Source organism: Stenotrophomonas sp. STK16_22, assembly GCF_051984505.1.
GTDB lineage: Bacteria > Pseudomonadota > Gammaproteobacteria > Xanthomonadales > Xanthomonadaceae > Stenotrophomonas > Stenotrophomonas maltophilia_A.
This window is the reverse complement of record NZ_CP196972.1, coordinates 1,477,317-1,494,787: the sequence shown is the minus strand read 5'-3', so window position 1 is coordinate 1,494,787 and position 17,471 is coordinate 1,477,317. Positions and strand designations below refer to the sequence as shown.

Here is a 17,471-nt window from a genome sequence, read left to right as displayed (position 1 = left end):
CAATATGCAGTGCACGGCAGCGTCGCGCTCCGCGCAAACAAAAACGCGCCGGTGGGATCACCGGCGCGTTTCGTTTACCGCTTCGATTTACTTGACGCTGACCAGCTTGATCTCGAACTGCACAGCCACGTTCGGCGGGAACGGGGTGCGCGGGTCGGCACCGTAGGCCTGGTCCGGCGGCAGCGTGACTTCCCACTTCGAGCCAGCCGGCATCTGCAGCAGGGTCTCGCGCATGGCCTTCATTTCGACTTCGCTGACCTTGATCGACGGAATCTGCTGGGCCGGGCGGGCTTCGGTCGGGCGCTGGCCGTACGGGAACGGACCGGCCACTTCCAGCTGCACGGTGCTGGCCTGGGTCGGCTTGGCGCCCTTGCCGGCTTCAATCACGCGGTACTGGACGCCGCTCGGCAGGGACTGCACGCCGGCCTTGGCCTTGTTCGCCGCGATGAACTGATCGCTCTTGGTCTTGTTTTCGGCAGCAGCCTTTTCGTACTCGGCCTTGGCAGCCTGGGCACGGCCCTGCTCGCGCTTCTGGAACGCTTCAACGGCCGGCTTCAGCTGGTCGGCGGTGATCGCCGGCTGCTTCTTGGCGTAGGCGTCCTGCAGACCCTTCACCACCGAGTTGATGTCCAGCTGCTCACCACGACCGGTCAGCTCCGCCAGGTTGTTGCCGTAGTCGTAACCGAAGTAGTAGCTCAGCTTGCCCTTTTCGGACGAGACGTCCTGGGCGAAGGCATTGCCCGTCAGGGCCAGGGCCGCGACGGCGACCGCGATAGAACGCAACTTCATCAAACAGTTCTCCAGGGGTGGTAACTCAGGGACGTTCTGCGCCGCCCTGAGGCGACGGGTTAGGATAACGGGCACAACGTGTAACCGCTACTCACGATGCAGGCTAAGACCCGTCTGCGTTTGCGGAGTTCAATCTCACTTTTTTTTAACGTTTCAGGAGTTTCCCCGTGGCCGATGCCCTGATCGCTGTCGCCGACGACGGCGCCATCCGCACCGTGACCGTCCAGCGCCCGGACAAGCTCAACGCCTTGAATGCCGCGACCCTGCAGGCGCTGACCGAGGCGTTCAGCGCCGCCGCAGCCGACCCGGACGTGCGCGTGGTGGTGCTGACCGGTGCCGGTCCGAAGGCTTTCGTGGCCGGGGCCGACATCGCCGAGATGAACACACTCAGTGCGGTTCAGGGACGTGATTTCTCCCTGCTCGGCCAAGCCCTGATGCGCCAGATCGAGCGCATGCCCAAGCCGGTGATCGCACGCGTGAACGGCTTCGCCCTGGGCGGCGGGCTGGAGCTGGCCATGGCCTGCCACCTGCGCATCGCTGCCGATACGGCCAAGGTCGGGCAGCCTGAGATCAATCTCGGCCTGATTCCCGGCTTCGGCGGCAGCCAGCGCCTGCTGCGCCTGTGCGGCCGCGCCGCCACTCTGGAGCTGTGCCTGCTGGGCGCACCGATCAACGCCGCGCGTGCGCTGGAACTGGGCATCGTCAACGAGGTGGTGCCCGCCGATGCGCTGGACAACCGTGTACAGGACATCGCGCGCCAGCTGGCACGCTCGGCCCCGCTGGCCCTGCGTGGCCTGCTCGACGCGGTACACGTGGGTGGCGAATGCAGCCTGGAGGCTGGGCTGGAGTACGAAAGCGCGCAGTTCGGCCTGCTGTTCGCCACCGAAGACATGCGCGAAGGCACCAGCGCCTTCCTGCAGCGCCGCCCGCCGGCCTTCCAGAACCGCTGACGCCATGGCATCCCGACCCAACCCCGCGCAGCTGTTCGCCCGGGTCCAGGCAGACGATCTCGATGGCGCCCTGCAGGCCGGTCTCATGGACTACGTTGCCCGTGCCGGCGACGAACAGCTGCTGCCCGGCCACCCGGACCTTCCACGACGCCTGCAGCAGGCCCAGCAGCAGCTGCACGCGGCCTGGGCCGCACGCGAACGCTACCGTGCCCGTGCCGTGCGCCTGGCGCGCCGCGAGGCCGAACGCGATGCGCGACGCACGCCAGCCCCGGCGCCGGACGTGAAGCCCGCCCTGCCCCCGGCCGCCGCCGCGATTCTCGCCCGGGCCAAGGCCCGCGCCACCGGCAAGGAGCAGTAATGGCCGCTGCGAAGAAGACCCCGCGCGCGCCGGCGCGACGCGGTGGCAGCATGCCGCGCGCCGATGTGGTGGAAATGTTCACCCGCCTGCGCGAACTCAATCCGCACCCGAAGACCGAACTGGAGTACAGCTCGCCGTTCGAACTGCTGGTGGCGGTCGCGCTGTCGGCGCAGGCCACCGACGTGGGCGTCAACAAGGCCACGCGCCGGCTGTTCCCGGTGGCCAATACCCCGGCAAAGATCCTCGCGCTTGGCGAGGACGGGCTGAAGCAGTACATCGCCACCATCGGTCTGTTCAACGCCAAGGCGAAGAACGTGATCGCCACCTGCGCGATCCTGCTGGAGAAGCACGGCGGTGAAGTGCCGCGCGATCGCGATGAACTGGAAGCGCTGCCGGGCGTGGGCCGCAAGACCGCCAACGTGGTGCTCAACACTGCGTTCGGTGAGCCGGTGATGGCGGTGGACACGCATATCTTCCGCGTCTCCAACCGTACCGGCCTGGCCCCGGGCAAGAACGTGCGCGAAGTGGAAGACAAACTGGTGAAGGTGATTCCGGCCGAGTTCCTGCTCGACGCGCATCACTGGCTGATCCTGCACGGACGTTATGTGTGCAAGGCGCGCAAGCCGGATTGCCCGGGCTGCGTGATCGCCGACCTGTGCCGGTTCAAGGAAAAGACCACGGCCGAGGCGTGAACGCGTTCGTGGTGTGACAAAACAAGGACGGCGGGCACAGGGCCCGCCGTCTTTGCTTGTAGACAAGAGTGCTTCAGGACATCAGAACGACAGGTCGCCCCAGACGCCGAACTCCTTGGTCTTGTCGTTCTTCTTGTCGCTGGCGTTGGCCAGGTGCGTGTACTTGTACACGGTCGACAGCTTGAGGTTCTTCATGACCGGGAACTCGATGCCGACGTTCCAGTACTTGTCGCTCAGGGTCGGGTCCAGCGTCTTGCTGACGTCGGTGTCATCGTAACGACCGAACACGTTGATGCCGCCGTCGGTGACGCGCACGCTGCCCCACACCGACCAGCCGCTGGTCTTGTCGGTGGCAACGGTCATCACGTTGTTGAGGTTCTTGGCCTGGAAGTACTCGCCACCGACGCGGAAGTCGCTGCTGGCGTAGGCCACCATCGCATTGGCGCGGGTGTAGGTGTTCTCGGCGCTCTGGATGTCGGTTTCCTTGCCCAGCTTGCCACTGTAGCCACCGACGGCAACCACGAAGTTCTCGTTCGGGGTATAGGCCGCGCGGCCTTCCACGTCCATGCCCTTGCTGCGGGTCGGGTTCTTGTAACCGGCGCCGGACACGACCGAGACCGCGTAGTTGAAGTTGTTGCCCAGGTTGCCGAAGCCATGCAGGCCCCAGTCGGACGAGTTGCCGTACTTCAGGCGATCGGTCAGGGTGTTCTCGACATAACGCATGCCGTAGAACTTCTCGACGTACGGAATCCACGGCATGTCGGCGGCACCGACGCGCAGGTTGAAGGCGGGGTCGAAGCTGCCCTGCACGTAGGCCTTCTTGACGAACAGTTCGGTGTTGCCGATGGCCGAGCTGTACTGGAAGTCGGTGGTCAGGTTGGCCGACCAGATGTCGTTGAACTTGTGGTCGACGGTCAGGTAGAAGCGCTTGACGTCCAGGCCGGTGCCGCTGGCGGCGGTGTCCTTGCCGTTGCTGGTCTTGTCGATGTTGGTCAGGTCGAAGAACATGCGACCGCCGATCTTGTTGTCATTGACCAGCTTGGCCAGCTTGTCGACGCTGGTCTGGGTCTTCTGTGCACCTTCCAGGGCCTGGGCCTGGGTGATGTTCACTTCGGACTGCGCGTCAGATTGTGCCTGCAGCGCCTGCGAATCGTTCTGCAACTGCTGGACTTGGGCCTGCAGGGCAGCGATCTGCGCCTGCAGCTGCTGCAGCTGTGCCTGGGATACGCCCGTGCTGGCGGGAGCTGCGAAGGCGTCGGCGGAAACCAGACCGAGGCTTGCAACGACCGCGGCGGCGAGCAAATGGGAACGCATTTTGGATTTCTCCAGAGGGTTGGAATGGCTTGGGCAGAACGCCACGCCGGCTGGCCGGTCAAGCGTTTTGCGAACATTCCGTTAAAACCATGACAGCCGAATGACAACCTGAGCACCAACCACAGATTTCTTCGTGCGGTCATGCGTACGACTCATTTGCCGCCACATGCTTGTCGATCCCTTGCCGCATATGGCGTCACGTATCAGCGTCCCGGCCCGGGCCGACCGCCGCGCAGCGCTCACCTGCATTGATGGTTTCGTGTGGATGACGCGGCATCACTGCGGAATGCCAGGCCGGGATGGCATTGACGACCACACCGGGCAGTCCATCAGCGACATGTAGAACGTGATCGCAACCGGGCCACGTCCGTCTCCGGCGCATGGTCATCACGTTGCCCGCAGCACTCAGAACCTTCACGCCCCTGGCTGTGCGGGCGCCGGGCAGCGCTGTAACGGTTGCGTCATACAACGGTCCCTGCGCTGTCATCGAACCGTTATGGAATGTGCGCCGGGCGGGTAACCCCGCATCCCAATCAACCCAGGAGCCACCCCGTGATCCACGCCTTCAAGTCGCGCGTTGCCGTTGCCGTCTTCGCAGCGTCGTCCGTGTTCGCCGCCAACGCCGCTGAAATCACCGGCGCGGGCGCCTCGTTCATCTACCCGGTGATGTCGAAGTGGTCGGCCGACTACAACGCCGCCACCAGCAACAAGGTCAACTACCAGTCGATCGGCTCCGGCGGTGGTATCGCCCAGATCAAGGCCAAGACCGTTGATTTCGGCTCATCCGACGCCCCGCTGAAGCCGGAAGAACTGGCCGCTGCGGGCCTGGCGCAGTTCCCGTCGGTGATCGGCGGCGTGGTGCCGGTGGTCAACGTGGCCGGCATCGCCCCGGGCGCGCTGAAGCTGGACGGCACCGTGCTGGCCAACATCTTCCTGGGCAAGATCAAGACCTGGAACGACCCGGCCATCGCCGCACTGAACCCGGGCGTGACCCTGCCGAGCGCCAAGATCACCGTCGTGCACCGTTCGGATGGCTCGGGCACCACCTTCAACTTCGTCAACTACCTGTCCAAGGTCAGCCCGGAGTGGAAGAGCTCGGTCGGTGAAGGCACCTCGGTCCAGTGGCCGGCCGGCATCGGCGGCAAGGGCAACGAAGGCGTTGCTGCCTACGTGAAGCAGATCAAGGGCGGCATCGGCTACGTCGAACTGTCCTACGCGCTGCAGAACAAGCTGTCGTACACCGCGATGAAGAATGCCGCCGGCCGCTTCGTGCAGCCGAGCGACGCCTCGTTCGCCGCCGCTGCTGCCAGCGCCGACTGGGCCAGCGCCAAGGACTTCTACCTGGTGATGACCAACGCCCCGGGCGCCGAGTCCTGGCCGATCACCGCCACCAACTTCATCCTGGTGCACAAGAAGCCGAAGAACCCTGCCAACGGCAAGGCCACCCAGGAGTTCTTCCGCTGGGTCTACAAGAGCGGCGATGCCCAGGCCCGCCAGCTGGATTACGTGCCGCTGCCGGACAGCCTGGTCCGCCAGATCGAGACCTACTGGTCGCAGAACCTGAAGTAAGCAAGCGCGTTCCCCCGCAGGAACGGGATCGGCGGGTCCTCTCTCCCCCGCCGATCCCACCCCGGGCGCGAGATCCTCGAGATCTCGCGCCTTTCTCGTTTGCGGCGCACGGGCGTGTAGAGTCGAGCTTGCTCGACTGCTCGCGGTGGACATCAGTCGAGCAAGCTCGACTCTACGAAGGGCCAAAGGCAGTCGAGCAAGCTCGACGCTGCACGGCCAACCGGCGGTCATATCGGTGCGCAGATCCGGGGTCTCCGGGGGTCTCCCGGACCGTGGCCAACCCCGTGAAACCCTTGTCAGAACGTGATCCAGGACACCTCTGTCATGGTCGTAATACGGCTGTAACAAAAACATCATTTCATAGCCGCATCCGCCGACGCCGTCGGCTCTACCCCGCTATGGAGTGACCATGAAACTGCACTCGGCCGGCCTCGCCGCCCTTTCCCTGGCCATCGCCCTGGGCCTGTCGGCCTGCGGTGGCGACAAGCAGGCCGCGCAGCAGCCGGCTGCCGACGGTGCCGCCGCCCCGGCCGCTGCCGGTGCCAAGGTGACCGCCGAAGTGTCCGGCGCGGGCGCGTCCTTCATCTTCCCGCTGGTCTCCAAGTGGTCGGCTGACTACAACGCCAGCACCGGCGCCAAGATCAACTACCAGTCGATCGGTTCCGGTGGCGGTATCGCCCAGATCAAGGCCGGCACCGTCGACTTCGGTTCCTCCGACAAGCCGCTGAGCAGCGAAGAGCTGGCCCAGGCCGGCCTGGCCCAGTTCCCGTCCGCCATCGGCGGCGTGGTGCCGGTGGTCAACATCGAAGGCCTGGAAACCGGCAAGCTGCGCCTGAGCGGCGCCCTGCTGGCCGACATCTTCCTGGGCAAGGTCAAGACCTGGAACGACCCGGCCATCGTCGCCGCCAACCCGGGCGTGAAGCTGCCGGACGGCAAGATCACCCTGGTCCACCGTTCGGACGGTTCGGGCACCACCTTCAACTTCTCCAACTACCTGTCCAAGGTCAGCCCGGAGTGGAAGAGCAAGGTCGGCGAAGGCACCTCGGTGCAGTGGCCGGACGGCGTCGGTGGCAAGGGCAATGAAGGCGTCGCTTCCTACGTGAAGCAGATCAAGGGCTCGATCGGCTACGTCGAACTGGCCTACGCGCTGCAGAACGGCATGCCGTACACCGCGATGCAGAACGCGGCCGGCAACTGGGTCGAGCCGAGCGCGGAAACCTTCGGCGCTGCGGCCGCCAGCGCCGACTGGGCCAGCGCCAAGGACTTCAACCTGGTCATCACCAACGCCCCGGGCGAGCAGGCGTGGCCGATCACCGCCACCAACTTCATGCTGATGCAGAAGCAGCCGAAGGACGCCAAGCGCAACCAGGACACCCTGGCCTTCTTCAAGTGGGCCTTCGAGAACGGCCAGGCCCAGGCCAACGAGCTGCACTACGTGCCGCTGCCGGCCGAACTGGTCAAGCAGATCGAGGCCTACTGGGCGACCGACCTGAAGTGATGGACACGACGGTGCCCGCCCCGAGCGGGCACCGCTTCTTCCACGCCGTGCCGCCCCGCCCCTTCCTGGCCCTGCCGTCCCCATGAATGCCATCGCCCAGCCTGTAGCCGCCCCGTCCACGCGTGATGCGCGTGATGCCCGCAACGACAAACTGTTCCGATGGGTGCTGGTCGGCACCGTCATCTTCGTCCTGATCGCGCTGGCCTGCGCCGCGCTGTCGATGCTGTGGGGCGGCCGCCATGCCCTGCAGATGCAGGGCCTGAGCTTCTTCTTCTCCGCCGACTGGAATCCGGTCGAAAACAAGTTCGGCGCCCTCGCCCCGATCTACGGCACCCTGGTCACCGCCCTCATCGCGATGGTCATCGCCGTGCCGGTCAGCTTCGGCATCGCCTTCTTCCTCACCGAAGTCGCGCCGCGCTGGCTGCGTGGCCCGGTCGGTACCGCCATCGAACTGCTGGCCGGCATTCCCTCGATCATCTACGGCATGTGGGGCCTGTTCGTGCTGGTGCCGGTGATGACCGAGTACGTCACCCCGTTCCTCAACGAGACGCTGGGCGAATGGCCGATCATCGGCCCGATGTTCCAGGGTCCGCCGCTGGGCATCGGCATGCTCACCGCCGGTTTCGTGCTGGCCATCATGGTCATTCCGTTCATCTCCTCGGTGATGCGCGAAGTGTTCCTGACCGTGCCGACCCGCCTGAAGGAATCGGCCTATGCACTGGGCTCCACCAAGTGGGAAGTGAGCTGGGACATCGTCCTGCCCTACACCCGCTCGGCGGTGATCGGTGGCATCTTCCTCGGCCTCGGCCGCGCCTTGGGCGAGACGATGGCGGTGGCCTTCGTGATCGGCAACAGCGTGCGTCTGTCGCCGTCGCTGCTGGAACCGGGCACCACCATCGCCGCGCTGATCGCCAACGATTTCGGCGAAGCCACTGAAACCTACCGCTCGGCCCTGCTGCTGCTCGGCTTCGTCCTCTTCATCGTCACCTTCGTGGTGCTGGCCATCGCCCGCCTGATGCTGATGCGCCTGTCCCGCAAGGAGGGCAACTGATGTCCACCACCGCTGATTCGCTGTACCTGCGCCGTCGCATCGGCAACGTCGTTGCGATCACCGCCTCCTGCGCCACCGCCCTGTTCGGCCTGTTCTTCCTGGGCTGGATCCTGTTCACCCTGGCCTCCAAGGGCCTGGCCGGCATCAACTGGGATCTGTTCACCAAGATGACGCCGCCGCCGATGCAGGAAGGCGGTCTCGCCAACGCCTTCTTCGGCAGTGCGGTGATGTGTGCGCTGGCGATCGGCATCGGCACCCCGCTGGGCGTGCTGGCCGGCACCTGGCTGGCCGAGTACGGCAACGCCCGCAAGGCCGGCACCGTGGTCCGCTTCGTCAACGACATCCTGCTGTCGGCCCCATCCATCGTGCTTGGCCTGTTCGTCTACACGCTGTACGTGATGCAGACCGGCGGCAACTTCTCGGCGTTCGCCGGTGCACTGTCGCTGGCCTTCATCGTGCTGCCGGTGGTGGTGCGCACCACCGACGAAATGCTGCGCCTGGTGCCCTCGCAGATGCGTGAGGCAGCCCTGTCGCTGGGTATCCCGCAGTGGAAGGTGATCGTGCAGGTGCTGTACCGCAGTGCCTCGGCCGGCATCATCACCGGCATCCTGCTGGCGCTGGCCCGAATCTCCGGCGAGACCGCACCACTGCTGTTCACTGCCTTCGGCAACCAGTACTGGAACAACAACATCTTCCAGCCGATGGCCTCGGTGCCGGTAGTGATGAACCAGTTCGCCGGCAGCCCGTATGAATCCTGGCAGGTGCTGGCCTGGGCCGGTGCCCTGGTGCTGACTGTCTTCGTGTTGCTGGTCAGCCTTGCCGCCCGCGGCATCCTGCTGCGCAACCGTATCTCCCATGACTGACCTTTCCGTGGATAACGCCATGAACGACCTTTCCAACGCCGTGCCGATGCAGCGCATCGCCGTGCCGTCCTCGCACGAGAGCCTGCACACGCCGTCGCCGGTGAAGCTGGCTGCGCGTGGACTGGACTTCTACTACGACAAGTTCCATGCCCTGAAGGGCATCAACCTGGAGATCCCGGAAAAGCGCGTGACCGCGCTGATCGGTCCCTCCGGCTGCGGCAAGTCGACCCTGCTGCGCATCTTCAACCGCATCTACGCGCTGTACCCGAAGCTGGAGGCGCGTGGTGAAGTGCTGCTGGACGGCGAGAACATCCTGTCGCCGAAGTACCCGATGAACCGCCTGCGCAGCAAGGTCGGCATGGTGTTCCAGAAGCCGGTGCCGTTCCCGATGACCATCTTCGAGAACGTGGCCTACGGCATCCGGCACCACGAGAAGCTGAGCAAGGCCGACATGGCCGACCGCGTCGAGCAGGCGCTGCGCCAGGGCGCGCTGTGGGACGAAGTGAAGGACAAGCTGGGGCAGAGCGCACTGGGCCTGTCCGGTGGCCAGCAGCAGCGTCTGTGCATCGCCCGCGCCGTGGCCCTGCGCCCGTCGGTGCTGCTCCTGGACGAGCCGACCTCGGCGCTGGATCCGATCTCGACCAGCCGCATCGAGCAGCTGGTGGAAGAGCTCAAGCACGAGTACACCATCGTCATCGTCACCCACAACATGCAGCAGGCCGCGCGCGTGTCCGACTACACCGCCTTCATGTACCTGGGCGACCTGATCGAGCACGACCGCACCGAAGTGATCTTCTCGCAGCCGTCGCAGCGGCAGACCGAGGATTACATCACCGGTCGCTTCGGCTGAAACGGCAGTCGACAGACAGACAATGTCAGTCGAGCATGGCTCGACTCTACAAATCACGCCAGCCAGGCATGGCCTGGCTCTACCCGGATTGCAGACCATGAATCTTCCCAACGACCACATCGTCAAGAGCTACGACGAAGAACAGCAGCGGCTGGTGGCCGAAATCGTGCGCATGGGCGAGATGGCCGTCGCTCAGCTCGAAGCGGCGATGGACGTGATCGAGAAGCGCGACGAGAACGCCGCCCATCGCATCATCGCCAACGACGAAGCGATCGATGCGCTGGAGCAGCAGATCAGCCACGACGTGATGCGCCTGGCGCTGCGTGGCCCGATGGCACGCGACCTGCGCGAGATCCTGGCCGGCCTGCGCATCCCGGCCGACATCGAGCGCATCGGTGACTACGCCGCCAACGTCGCCAAGCGCTCGATCGCGCTGGGCAAGGTACCGCCGCTGCCGCAGATCCAGGGCCTGCGGGCGCTCGGCCGCCTGGCCGCGCAGCAGGTGCGCCGCGCCATTGCCGCCTACCGCGACAACGATGCCGATGCTGCGCTGGCGCTGCGCGAGGACGACGCCCGCCTGGACGCGCAGTACACCGCGCTGTTCCGCGAGCTGCTGACCTACATGATGGAAGACCCGCGCAACATCACCCCGTGCACCCACCTGCTGTTCATGGCCAAGAACCTGGAGCGCGTGGGCGACCACGCCACCAACATCGCCGAGAACGTGTGGTTCCTGGTGCATGGCGAGCAGCCACTGCCGCCGCGTGAAAAACGCGACGAGACCTCCAGCACCGGACAGCCCTGACGCTGCACTGCAACACCGGAGTTGACTCCAAGGTGGCCGCTGTCCTGGTGACAGCGGCCTTCTTGTTTCTGGGCATTCCGGCAATTCATCCACGCATGGCGTGGATCTACCGGAAACCGTGTTCCCCTTCTGTAACAAACCTCACGAAAATTTGAGGTCTTGGCGAGGATTCGTTGAGTAGGATCGCTGCACCATCGTTTCCACCGGCAACCCTGCCGGCGACCCGGGCAGCCGCCCACACCACCCAGGAGCACCACCGATGAGCAGTTCCAACAAGACCCTGTCCCTGCTGACTGCTACCGCCCTGGCCGCCGGCCTGGGCATGACCGCCAGTGCCTCGGCCCTGAGCATGAGCGACCTGGCCCAGGGCTATCTGGTCGCTGGTCAGGCCGCCAAGGCCAGCACCGATGCCAAGGCAGCGGACACCAAGATGGCCGCGGACGCGACCAAGCACGCCGAAGGCAAATGTGGTGCCGACGGCAAGAGTGCCGAAGGCAAATGCGGCGCCGACAAGGGCAAGGCCGCCGGTGCTGCGGCAGGCGCCAAGGCCAAGAGCGGCGACAAGAAGTCGGCCGAGGGCAAGTGCGGCGAAGGCAAGTGCGGTGCCAAGCACTGACGTCCGCGCCAGCGCCGTCCACCTGCGGTCGCCGCTTCGTGCGGCGGCCGCCGGGTTGGGGCTGCGCCGGGCGCTGCTGCAGGATCTGCGCGATGCACCGGCCGGTGACTTCGATTTCCTCGAATGCGCGCCGGAGAACTGGATCCATGTCGGTGGTCCCGCCGGGGATGCACTGGCCGAACTGGCGCAGCGCCACCCGTTGAGCTGCCACGGCCTGTCGTTGTCGCTGGGCGGCAGCGCGCCACTGGATACGCAGCTGCTGGAACAGGTCGGCCAGTTCCTGGAAAAGCACCGCGTGCCGCTGTACAGCGAGCACCTGAGCTACTGCAGCGACGACGGCCACCTGTACGACCTGCTGCCGATTCCGTTCACCGACGAAGCCGTGCGCCATACCGCCGCACGCATCACCCATGTGCAGGACCTGCTGGGTCGCCGCATCGCGGTGGAGAACGTGTCCTACTACCTGGCGCCGGAACCGGCGATGGACGAACTGGCCTTCACCAACGCCGTGCTTGCCGAAGCCGACTGCGATCTGCTGCTGGACGTCAACAATGTCTACGTCAACGCCTGCAACCACGGCTACGATGCCGACAGCTTCATTGCCGGGCTACCCGCAGAGCGCATCGTCTGCCTGCACGTGGCCGGGCACCTGGACGAGGCACCGGACCTGAAGATCGACACCCATGGCAGCGCGGTGATCGACCCGGTCTGGGAGCTGCTGGCGCGTACCTACGCGCGCATCGGCCCACGCCCCACCCTGCTCGAACGCGATTTCAACTTCCCCCCGTACGCCGAGCTGCAGGGCGAACTGCAGACCATCCGCCGCCTGCAGTCCAGCCATGCCGGTATCGCCCATGGCTGATACCTCCCACACTCTGCGCGCACAGCAGCATGCGTTCACCGCACACCTGCGCGATCCGCAGGGTGTGCCACCGCCGGTCGGGCTGGAGCCACGCCGGGTCGCGGTGTACCAACGGCTGCTGTTCAACAATCTGCTGGGCCTGTTGAGCAACGGCTTCCCGGTCTGCGTGCGCCTGCTCGGCGAACCGGCCTGGAGCGACCTGGTGCGCCACTACTTCGCCACCCATCGCTGCCAGACGCCGCTGTTCACCGAACTGGCCGCCGAATTCGTGCAGTGGCTGCAGGCACAGCCGCAGCTGTCGCACCCGGCGTTGGCCGAGCTGGCCCACTACGAGTGGGTGGAAACCGCGCTGTACCAGCTTCCTGCCGAGCCGCTGCCGGCGCCGGGCAACATCGATCCGCTGCAGGTACCACTGCAGCGCTCGCCGCTGGCGTGGCCGCTGCTGTACCAGTGGCCGGTTCACCGGCTGGGTGCCGAGGATGCACCAATGCAGCCGCCCACCGAGCCGACCGGCCTGCTGGTGCGCCGTGAGGCTGACGGCGAAGTGCGCTTCGCCGCACTCAGCCCGCTGGCGGTATACCTGCTGTCCAGCATCGGCGAACAACCCGGCCTCGATGGACATGCCTATCTGCGGCAATTGGCCGCCGCGCACGGCCTGGCTGAGGAGGCGCTGGCCGAACCCGGTGCTGCACTGCTGCAGCAGTTCCTGCAGGCCGGCGTGATCGGCCCGCTCACAGTCCCTGGCTGACGCCCCTTCCCCCCGGAGAACCACCGATGAACCTTCCGACCCTGGCCGCCGCGCGCGGCCAGCTGGACCGTCTCGCCCCCTGGTTGGCCCCGCTCGGCCTGCGCCTGCTGCTGGCCTGGGAATACTTCGAATCCGGCCGCGAAAAGCTGCACGGCCAGAACTGGTTCGCCGACCTGCAGGACGCTTTCCCGTTCCCGTTCGACCAGCTGCCGGCCACCCTGAACTGGCAGCTTGCCACCTGGTTCGAGCTGATTGGCGCGGCCTGCCTGCTGGTTGGCTTCGGCACCCGGTTTGCCGCCGCCAGCCTGCTGGTGCTGACCGTAGTGGCCACCTATGCGGTGCATTGGCCGATGGAGTGGAACTCGCTGGCCGACCTGGCCATGGGCTACGCGATCACTGACCAGGGCTTCGGCAACTTCAAGCTGCCGGTGCTGTTCATGGCCATGTTGCTGCCGCTGATCTTCACCGGCGCCGGCAGGCTGAGCGTGGATGCGTGGTTGGCGCGGTGGTCTCCCTCGGCCACGCCTGCACGGCCAGCAGTCCGGTAATCGCCAACCCTGGTCGGCGCACCGTGTGCCAACCAGGGTTGGCACCTACCGGAATTCTGAGCGCGCGGTGTCCCGGTAGGTGTCGACCTTGGTCGACACACGCCCGCGCAGGGAACGCATGCACCGAAGGCTGGCCGGGCGCTCAGGGTCGCTCTGCTAGAATTCACGCATGACTGACCCCACCCCCGCACCTGCCGCCGCTCCCGATTCCGCAGTCCCCCAGGCGCAGCGCGCGATGTCACAACGCTTCCGCGGCTTCCTGCCGGTGGTGGTGGACGTGGAAACCGGCGGCTTCGACAGCCAGCGCAACGCACTGCTGGAAATCGCCGCCGTGCCGATCGAGATGGACGAGAACGGCCTGCTCTACCCCGGCCAGACCGCCAGCGCCCACGTGGTGCCGGCCGAGGGCCTGGAGATCGACCCGAAATCACTGGAAGTGACCGGCATCATCCTCGACCATCCGTTCCGGCTGGCCAAGGAAGAGAAGGCCGCGCTGGACCACATCTTCACCCCGGTGCGTGCGGCGATGAAGAAGTACGGCTGCCAGCGCGCGATCCTGGTCGGCCACAACGCTCATTTCGACCTGGGCTTCGTCAACGCGGCGGTGGCGCGGACCGGGCACAAGCGCAACCCGTTCCATCCGTTCAGCGTGTTCGACACGGTGACCCTGGCCGGCATCGCCTACGGGCAGACCGTGCTGGCGCGTGCGGCCACCGCCGCCGGGCTGGGTTGGGATGCCAACGAGGCGCATAGCGCGGTATATGACACCGAGCAGACCGCGCGGTTGTTCTGCACGATCGCCAACGCCTGGCCGCGGTAAGCCAGCCAACGGCGCAACCGCATCCACGCAGTGCGGACCAACGGTCCGCACCCACCACTCACCGGACGGTAGATCCACGCCATGCGTGGATGCAATCAACCGATGCTCGTTCGATCCCGGCCATCGCTCTTGGCGCGGTACAACGCGCGGTCGGCACGCTGGTACAGCAACGCCGGGGTACGGTCGTCGGCATCCAGCTCCACCAGCCCTGCGCTGAAGGTCACGCGCAGGCCGTCCACGCCGGCCCAGTCGGGGTGGTCGTGGAACAGGCCGCGCAGGCGCGCGCACAGCTGTGCGGCTTCCTCCAGACGGGTGTCGTTGAGCAGCAGCGCGAACTCTTCGCCGCCGGTGCGCGCCGGCAGGTCCGAGTCGCGGCTGGCGGCGGCGATCAACCGCGCCACCTGCACCAGCACGGCATCGCCGATGCTGTGGCTGTGGCGGTCGTTGACGTCCTTGAAGTGGTCGATATCCAGCACCACCAGGCACAGCGGATGACCGCTGCGCTGCGAACGTGCAAAGTCGCGCGCCAGCGTTTCATCGAAGGCACGGCGGTTGGCCAGGCCAGTCAGTGCATCCTCGCGGGCCTGCCGTTCGAATGCCTCGGCCTGGCGTGCGAGGCGCTCGGCCAGTTCGGTCTTTTCCTGGTTCAGCGCCTGCAGGTGCACGGTCTTGGCCTGCAGGTCGAAGGTCGCCTCGTCCACGCGCCGTGCCAGGCGCAGGTTGCTGGCCTTCAGCTGCTGCAGCAGCAGCCGGTACAGCGCCACCAGCCCGGCCAGCAGCAACAGGCCACCCAGCACCTGCACGCTGCGTCGCTGCCACCAGAACGGCTCCACGGTGAAGCTCCATACCGCTTCCTGCTGGCCCCAGCTGCCACCCGGATGGGCAGCGGCCACGTGCAGGGTGTAGTCGCCCGGCGGCAGGCCAACGAACTCCACGCTGCGCTGCGGGCCGCGTTCGACCCACCCCGTATCCAGGCCGTCCAACCGCGTGCGGTAGCGGATCCGGTCAGACATCAGGTAGCTCAGGCCGACATAACTCACCGCCAAGCGGCGGCCGCCGGGAATGTAGTTGCGGTCCGGGCCTTCCCAATGCACCGGTGCGCCATCCACCTGCACGCTTTCAATCGCTGCCGGCGGTGAAAGACGCTCGCGGAAACGCTGCAGGCGTTGCGGATCGACGGTGCTCAGGCCTCCGGCGGTGACCACCCAGAACGTGCCGTCCTGGCGCAGGATCGCCGATGGCCCGGAGCTGCCGTTGGCCTGCGCGTTGGCCATGCCGTCAATCTCGTTGTAGCGCTCCACCACCACCCGGGGTGCGCGGCCATCGGCCACGGCGTTGAGGGTGGCCATGTCGGTGCGCAGCACGCCGCGGTTGCTGCTGATCCACACGTTGCCAAGGCGATCCGGCACCAGTTGGAACACCGCATCCACCGGCATGCCCTGCTCCAGCCCCACCCGTGCCAGCGTGCCGTTGCGCCAGCGGTACAGGCCACGGTCGCTGCTGATCCACATCGCGTCACCCAGCTGATGGAAGCCGAACACGCTGCGGCCACCGCCCATCGGCGCGAGGTCGATCGACTGCACGTGATCGCCGCGCAGTACGCGGATGCCCTCGATGGTGCCGATCCACAGGTTGCCCTGGTGATCGTGCTCAAGCGCGGTGATCAGGCCGCTGGGCATACCCGCAACGCTTGATACCTGCACGCGGTCGCCGTCGATGCGGACCACGCCCTTCTGGGTGCCGGCCCAGACCACACCCTGCGGGTCCACGCTGATCGCGCGGATGTTGCCGCCCGGCATGCCATCGGCGGCGGCATAGTTGTGCCGCAGCCGGCCATCGGGGCCAAGACGGTAGACGCCATCACCGAACGTTCCGACCCACAGGTCACCGTCCGGGCCCTGCGCCAGGCTGAGCACCGAAGGTGCCTTGCCGCCGCGGTTGTGCAGCGGCATCGCGCGGAAGCGGCCATCAGCAGTCTGCAGGTCGAGGCCGCTGGCACTGCCGACCCACAGCTGGCGATCGCGGTCCTCGAACACGGTGCGCACATAGTCGCCACTGAGGCCATCGCGCTCGGTGTAGCTGCTGAACAGTGTTTCGCGCAGGCGGTACAGGCCACCGTTGGCACCCACCCAGATGCTGCCCTCGGCATCCTCGCGCAGGCTGACCACGCGCCCACCCGGCAGGTTCAGGCCCGCCGGCAGGCGCTCCAGGCCATGCGCTGAGATCCGCAGCAGGCCCTGGTTCTCGGTGCCCAGCCACAGGTCACCATGGCGATCCTGCAGCATCGAGGTCAGGTGCAGCTGCCCCGGCAGGCGGTGCATCAGCACCAGCTGATCATCCTCCACCCGGTACAGGCGCTCGCCGGCGACGATCCACAGCGCGCCATCCGGAGCGCGGTACGGCCACGACAGGCCACTGCCGGCGCCCAGCCCCCACGCCGCGGGCGCCCGCTTGAGCACGCCATCGTTGTCGCGCAGCACCAGTCCATCCAACGTGCCGGCCCAGACCCGGTCCTGCGCGTCGACCACCAGCTTGGTGAAGCTCATCGCCATCGGCAGGTCGGCGGCCGGAGCCTGGTAGACGATGCCGGTGTCCGGCGTCAGATAGCCGATGCCCTTGCCTTCATACAGCAGCCACAGGCGGCCTTGGCTGTCCATCTGCATGGACTGGATCAGGACCTGCGGGGTATCGGCCTGGTGCTCCCAGACCCGCCACTGGCCGTCATTGCCGCGATGGCTGACATTGCCCCGCGAATCACTGATCCACAGCCCACCCTGGCGGTCGACGAACAGCGCGCCGATGCCGTTGTCGCGCAGGCCCGGGCGGGTACTGCGGTCGAACACGGTGAAATCCAGCCCGTTGTAACGCACCAGGCCTTCCCAGGTGGCGAACCAGAGGTGGCCTTCGGGGGTCTGCGCGATGTCGCGCAGCGAGTTGTGCGGCAGGCCGTTGCGCGACGTCCATACATCAATGGCGTAGTCGCGCAGTGGCGGAGCCCCCTCCTGCGCTGCCACCGGCAGTGCAAGGGCCAGCAGCAGCCACAGCAGGCCCTGTCGCAGCCATCGACCGATATCTGATCCGCAGCGCTCCACCCAGCGCCCGATGTCCCCCTGTCCGGCCATCAGTGCAGCGGCGGCG

17 protein-coding genes are annotated in these 17,471 nt (G+C 66.4%); 14 read left to right on the top strand and 3 right to left on the bottom strand.

The genetic code is table 11. The features are described 5' to 3' along the window. Positions 1-87 precede the first annotated feature (87 nt). Positions 88-789 (bottom strand): FKBP-type peptidyl-prolyl cis-trans isomerase N-terminal domain-containing protein, encoded by a 702-nt coding sequence (locus ACSYAO_RS06805; protein WP_032127896.1) that lies wholly within the window; start codon positions 787-789, stop codon positions 88-90. Positions 790-956: 167 nt separating this feature from the next. On the opposite strand from ACSYAO_RS06805, the gene ACSYAO_RS06800 reads away from it, so the two are divergent. The 3 genes from ACSYAO_RS06800 to nth are packed head-to-tail and all read left to right on the top strand — an operon-like array spanning position 957 to position 2,789. Then, positions 957-1,739: an enoyl-CoA hydratase/isomerase family protein gene (locus tag ACSYAO_RS06800; RefSeq protein WP_032127897.1), complete on the top strand. Its 783-nt coding sequence runs from the start codon at positions 957-959 to the stop codon at positions 1,737-1,739. A 4-nt stretch (positions 1,740-1,743) separates the two neighbouring features. Then, positions 1,744-2,097, top strand: coding sequence for a hypothetical protein (locus tag ACSYAO_RS06795; protein ID WP_049399879.1), 354 nt, complete (start codon positions 1,744-1,746; stop codon positions 2,095-2,097). Continuing rightward, positions 2,097-2,789, top strand: coding sequence for an endonuclease III (gene nth / locus ACSYAO_RS06790; protein ID WP_049463598.1), 693 nt, complete (start codon positions 2,097-2,099; stop codon positions 2,787-2,789). The genes ACSYAO_RS06795 and nth overlap by 1 nt, the downstream gene beginning before the upstream one ends. A gap of 81 nt (positions 2,790-2,870) precedes the next feature. On the opposite strand, the gene ACSYAO_RS06785 is transcribed toward nth, so the two are convergent. Continuing rightward, a complete protein-coding gene (locus ACSYAO_RS06785; protein WP_197655838.1) occupies positions 2,871-4,103 on the bottom strand; it encodes a carbohydrate porin in 1,233 nt (410 codons plus the stop codon). Positions 4,104-4,655: 552 nt separating this feature from the next. Between ACSYAO_RS06785 and pstS (ACSYAO_RS06780) the strand changes: the two genes are divergently transcribed. The 11 genes from pstS (ACSYAO_RS06780) to rnt all read left to right on the top strand — a co-directional run bounded on the left by pstS (ACSYAO_RS06780) (position 4,656) and on the right by rnt (position 14,333). Next, the gene (pstS, locus tag ACSYAO_RS06780; RefSeq protein WP_049463600.1) at positions 4,656-5,672 is read left to right on the top strand and encodes a phosphate ABC transporter substrate-binding protein PstS; all 1,017 of its coding nucleotides are present in this window, start codon (positions 4,656-4,658) and stop codon (positions 5,670-5,672) included. 409 nt (positions 5,673-6,081) lie between these two features. Then, a complete protein-coding gene (gene pstS, locus ACSYAO_RS06775) occupies positions 6,082-7,170 on the top strand; it encodes a phosphate ABC transporter substrate-binding protein PstS (protein WP_049463601.1) in 1,089 nt (362 codons plus the stop codon). Positions 7,171-7,252: 82 nt separating this feature from the next. Further along, entirely contained in the window at positions 7,253-8,221 is a 969-nt protein-coding gene (gene pstC, locus ACSYAO_RS06770; protein ID WP_008267250.1) for a phosphate ABC transporter permease subunit PstC, read from the top strand. Next, the gene (gene pstA, locus ACSYAO_RS06765) at positions 8,221-9,084 is read left to right on the top strand and encodes a phosphate ABC transporter permease PstA (protein ID WP_032127902.1); all 864 of its coding nucleotides are present in this window, start codon (positions 8,221-8,223) and stop codon (positions 9,082-9,084) included. Before pstC ends, pstA begins: the two co-directional genes overlap by 1 nt. 19 nt (positions 9,085-9,103) lie before the next feature. Then, positions 9,104-9,934: a phosphate ABC transporter ATP-binding protein PstB gene (pstB, locus tag ACSYAO_RS06760; protein WP_005408788.1), complete on the top strand. Its 831-nt coding sequence runs from the start codon at positions 9,104-9,106 to the stop codon at positions 9,932-9,934. A 97-nt stretch (positions 9,935-10,031) separates the two neighbouring features. Beyond that, positions 10,032-10,739, top strand: coding sequence for a phosphate signaling complex protein PhoU (gene phoU, locus ACSYAO_RS06755; protein ID WP_008265615.1), 708 nt, complete (start codon positions 10,032-10,034; stop codon positions 10,737-10,739). Positions 10,740-10,998: 259 nt separating this feature from the next. Further along, positions 10,999-11,355, top strand: coding sequence for an HvfA family oxazolone/thioamide-modified RiPP metallophore (locus ACSYAO_RS06750; RefSeq protein ID WP_032127903.1), 357 nt, complete (start codon positions 10,999-11,001; stop codon positions 11,353-11,355). Next, a complete protein-coding gene (locus tag ACSYAO_RS06745; protein WP_121503827.1) occupies positions 11,342-12,217 on the top strand; it encodes an HvfB family MNIO-type RiPP peptide maturase in 876 nt (291 codons plus the stop codon). Before ACSYAO_RS06750 ends, ACSYAO_RS06745 begins: the two co-directional genes overlap by 14 nt. Next, a complete protein-coding gene (locus ACSYAO_RS06740; protein ID WP_197655839.1) occupies positions 12,210-12,965 on the top strand; it encodes an HvfC family RiPP maturation protein in 756 nt (251 codons plus the stop codon). The genes ACSYAO_RS06745 and ACSYAO_RS06740 overlap by 8 nt, the downstream gene beginning before the upstream one ends. 26 nt (positions 12,966-12,991) lie before the next feature. Next, a complete protein-coding gene (locus ACSYAO_RS06735; RefSeq protein WP_121503829.1) occupies positions 12,992-13,513 on the top strand; it encodes an HvfX family Cu-binding RiPP maturation protein in 522 nt (173 codons plus the stop codon). Positions 13,514-13,682: 169 nt separating this feature from the next. Continuing rightward, on the top strand, positions 13,683-14,333 hold the full coding sequence (gene rnt / locus ACSYAO_RS06730) for a ribonuclease T (protein ID WP_014036542.1): 651 nt from the start codon (positions 13,683-13,685) through the stop codon (positions 14,331-14,333). A 95-nt stretch (positions 14,334-14,428) separates the two neighbouring features. Here the strand turns inward: rnt and ACSYAO_RS06725 are convergent, their stop codons facing one another. Then, positions 14,429-17,455 (bottom strand): ligand-binding sensor domain-containing diguanylate cyclase, encoded by a 3,027-nt coding sequence (locus ACSYAO_RS06725; protein WP_049422051.1) that lies wholly within the window; start codon positions 17,453-17,455, stop codon positions 14,429-14,431. Positions 17,456-17,471: the final 16 nt, after the last annotated feature.

Bases quoted from the DNA above. Each gene is read 5' to 3' on its own strand.
- pstS (WP_049463601.1), top strand. From the start codon at position 6,082: ATGAAACTGCACTCGGCCGGCCTCGCCGCCCTTTCCCTGGCCATCGCC.
- ACSYAO_RS06785 (WP_197655838.1), bottom strand. From the start codon at position 4,103: ATGCGTTCCCATTTGCTCGCCGCCGCGGTCGTTGCAAGCCTCGGTCTG.
- phoU (WP_008265615.1), top strand. From the start codon at position 10,032: ATGAATCTTCCCAACGACCACATCGTCAAGAGCTACGACGAAGAACAG.
- rnt (WP_014036542.1), top strand. From the start codon at position 13,683: ATGACTGACCCCACCCCCGCACCTGCCGCCGCTCCCGATTCCGCAGTC.
- pstB (WP_005408788.1), top strand. From the start codon at position 9,104: ATGAACGACCTTTCCAACGCCGTGCCGATGCAGCGCATCGCCGTGCCG.
- ACSYAO_RS06735 (WP_121503829.1), top strand. From the start codon at position 12,992: ATGAACCTTCCGACCCTGGCCGCCGCGCGCGGCCAGCTGGACCGTCTC.
- pstC (WP_008267250.1), top strand. From the start codon at position 7,253: ATGAATGCCATCGCCCAGCCTGTAGCCGCCCCGTCCACGCGTGATGCG.
- ACSYAO_RS06740 (WP_197655839.1), top strand. From the start codon at position 12,210: ATGGCTGATACCTCCCACACTCTGCGCGCACAGCAGCATGCGTTCACC.
- nth (WP_049463598.1), top strand. From the start codon at position 2,097: ATGGCCGCTGCGAAGAAGACCCCGCGCGCGCCGGCGCGACGCGGTGGC.
- pstA (WP_032127902.1), top strand. From the start codon at position 8,221: ATGTCCACCACCGCTGATTCGCTGTACCTGCGCCGTCGCATCGGCAAC.
- ACSYAO_RS06725 (WP_049422051.1), bottom strand. From the start codon at position 17,455: ATGGCCGGACAGGGGGACATCGGGCGCTGGGTGGAGCGCTGCGGATCA.
- ACSYAO_RS06805 (WP_032127896.1), bottom strand. From the start codon at position 789: ATGAAGTTGCGTTCTATCGCGGTCGCCGTCGCGGCCCTGGCCCTGACG.
- ACSYAO_RS06795 (WP_049399879.1), top strand. From the start codon at position 1,744: ATGGCATCCCGACCCAACCCCGCGCAGCTGTTCGCCCGGGTCCAGGCA.
- ACSYAO_RS06750 (WP_032127903.1), top strand. From the start codon at position 10,999: ATGAGCAGTTCCAACAAGACCCTGTCCCTGCTGACTGCTACCGCCCTG.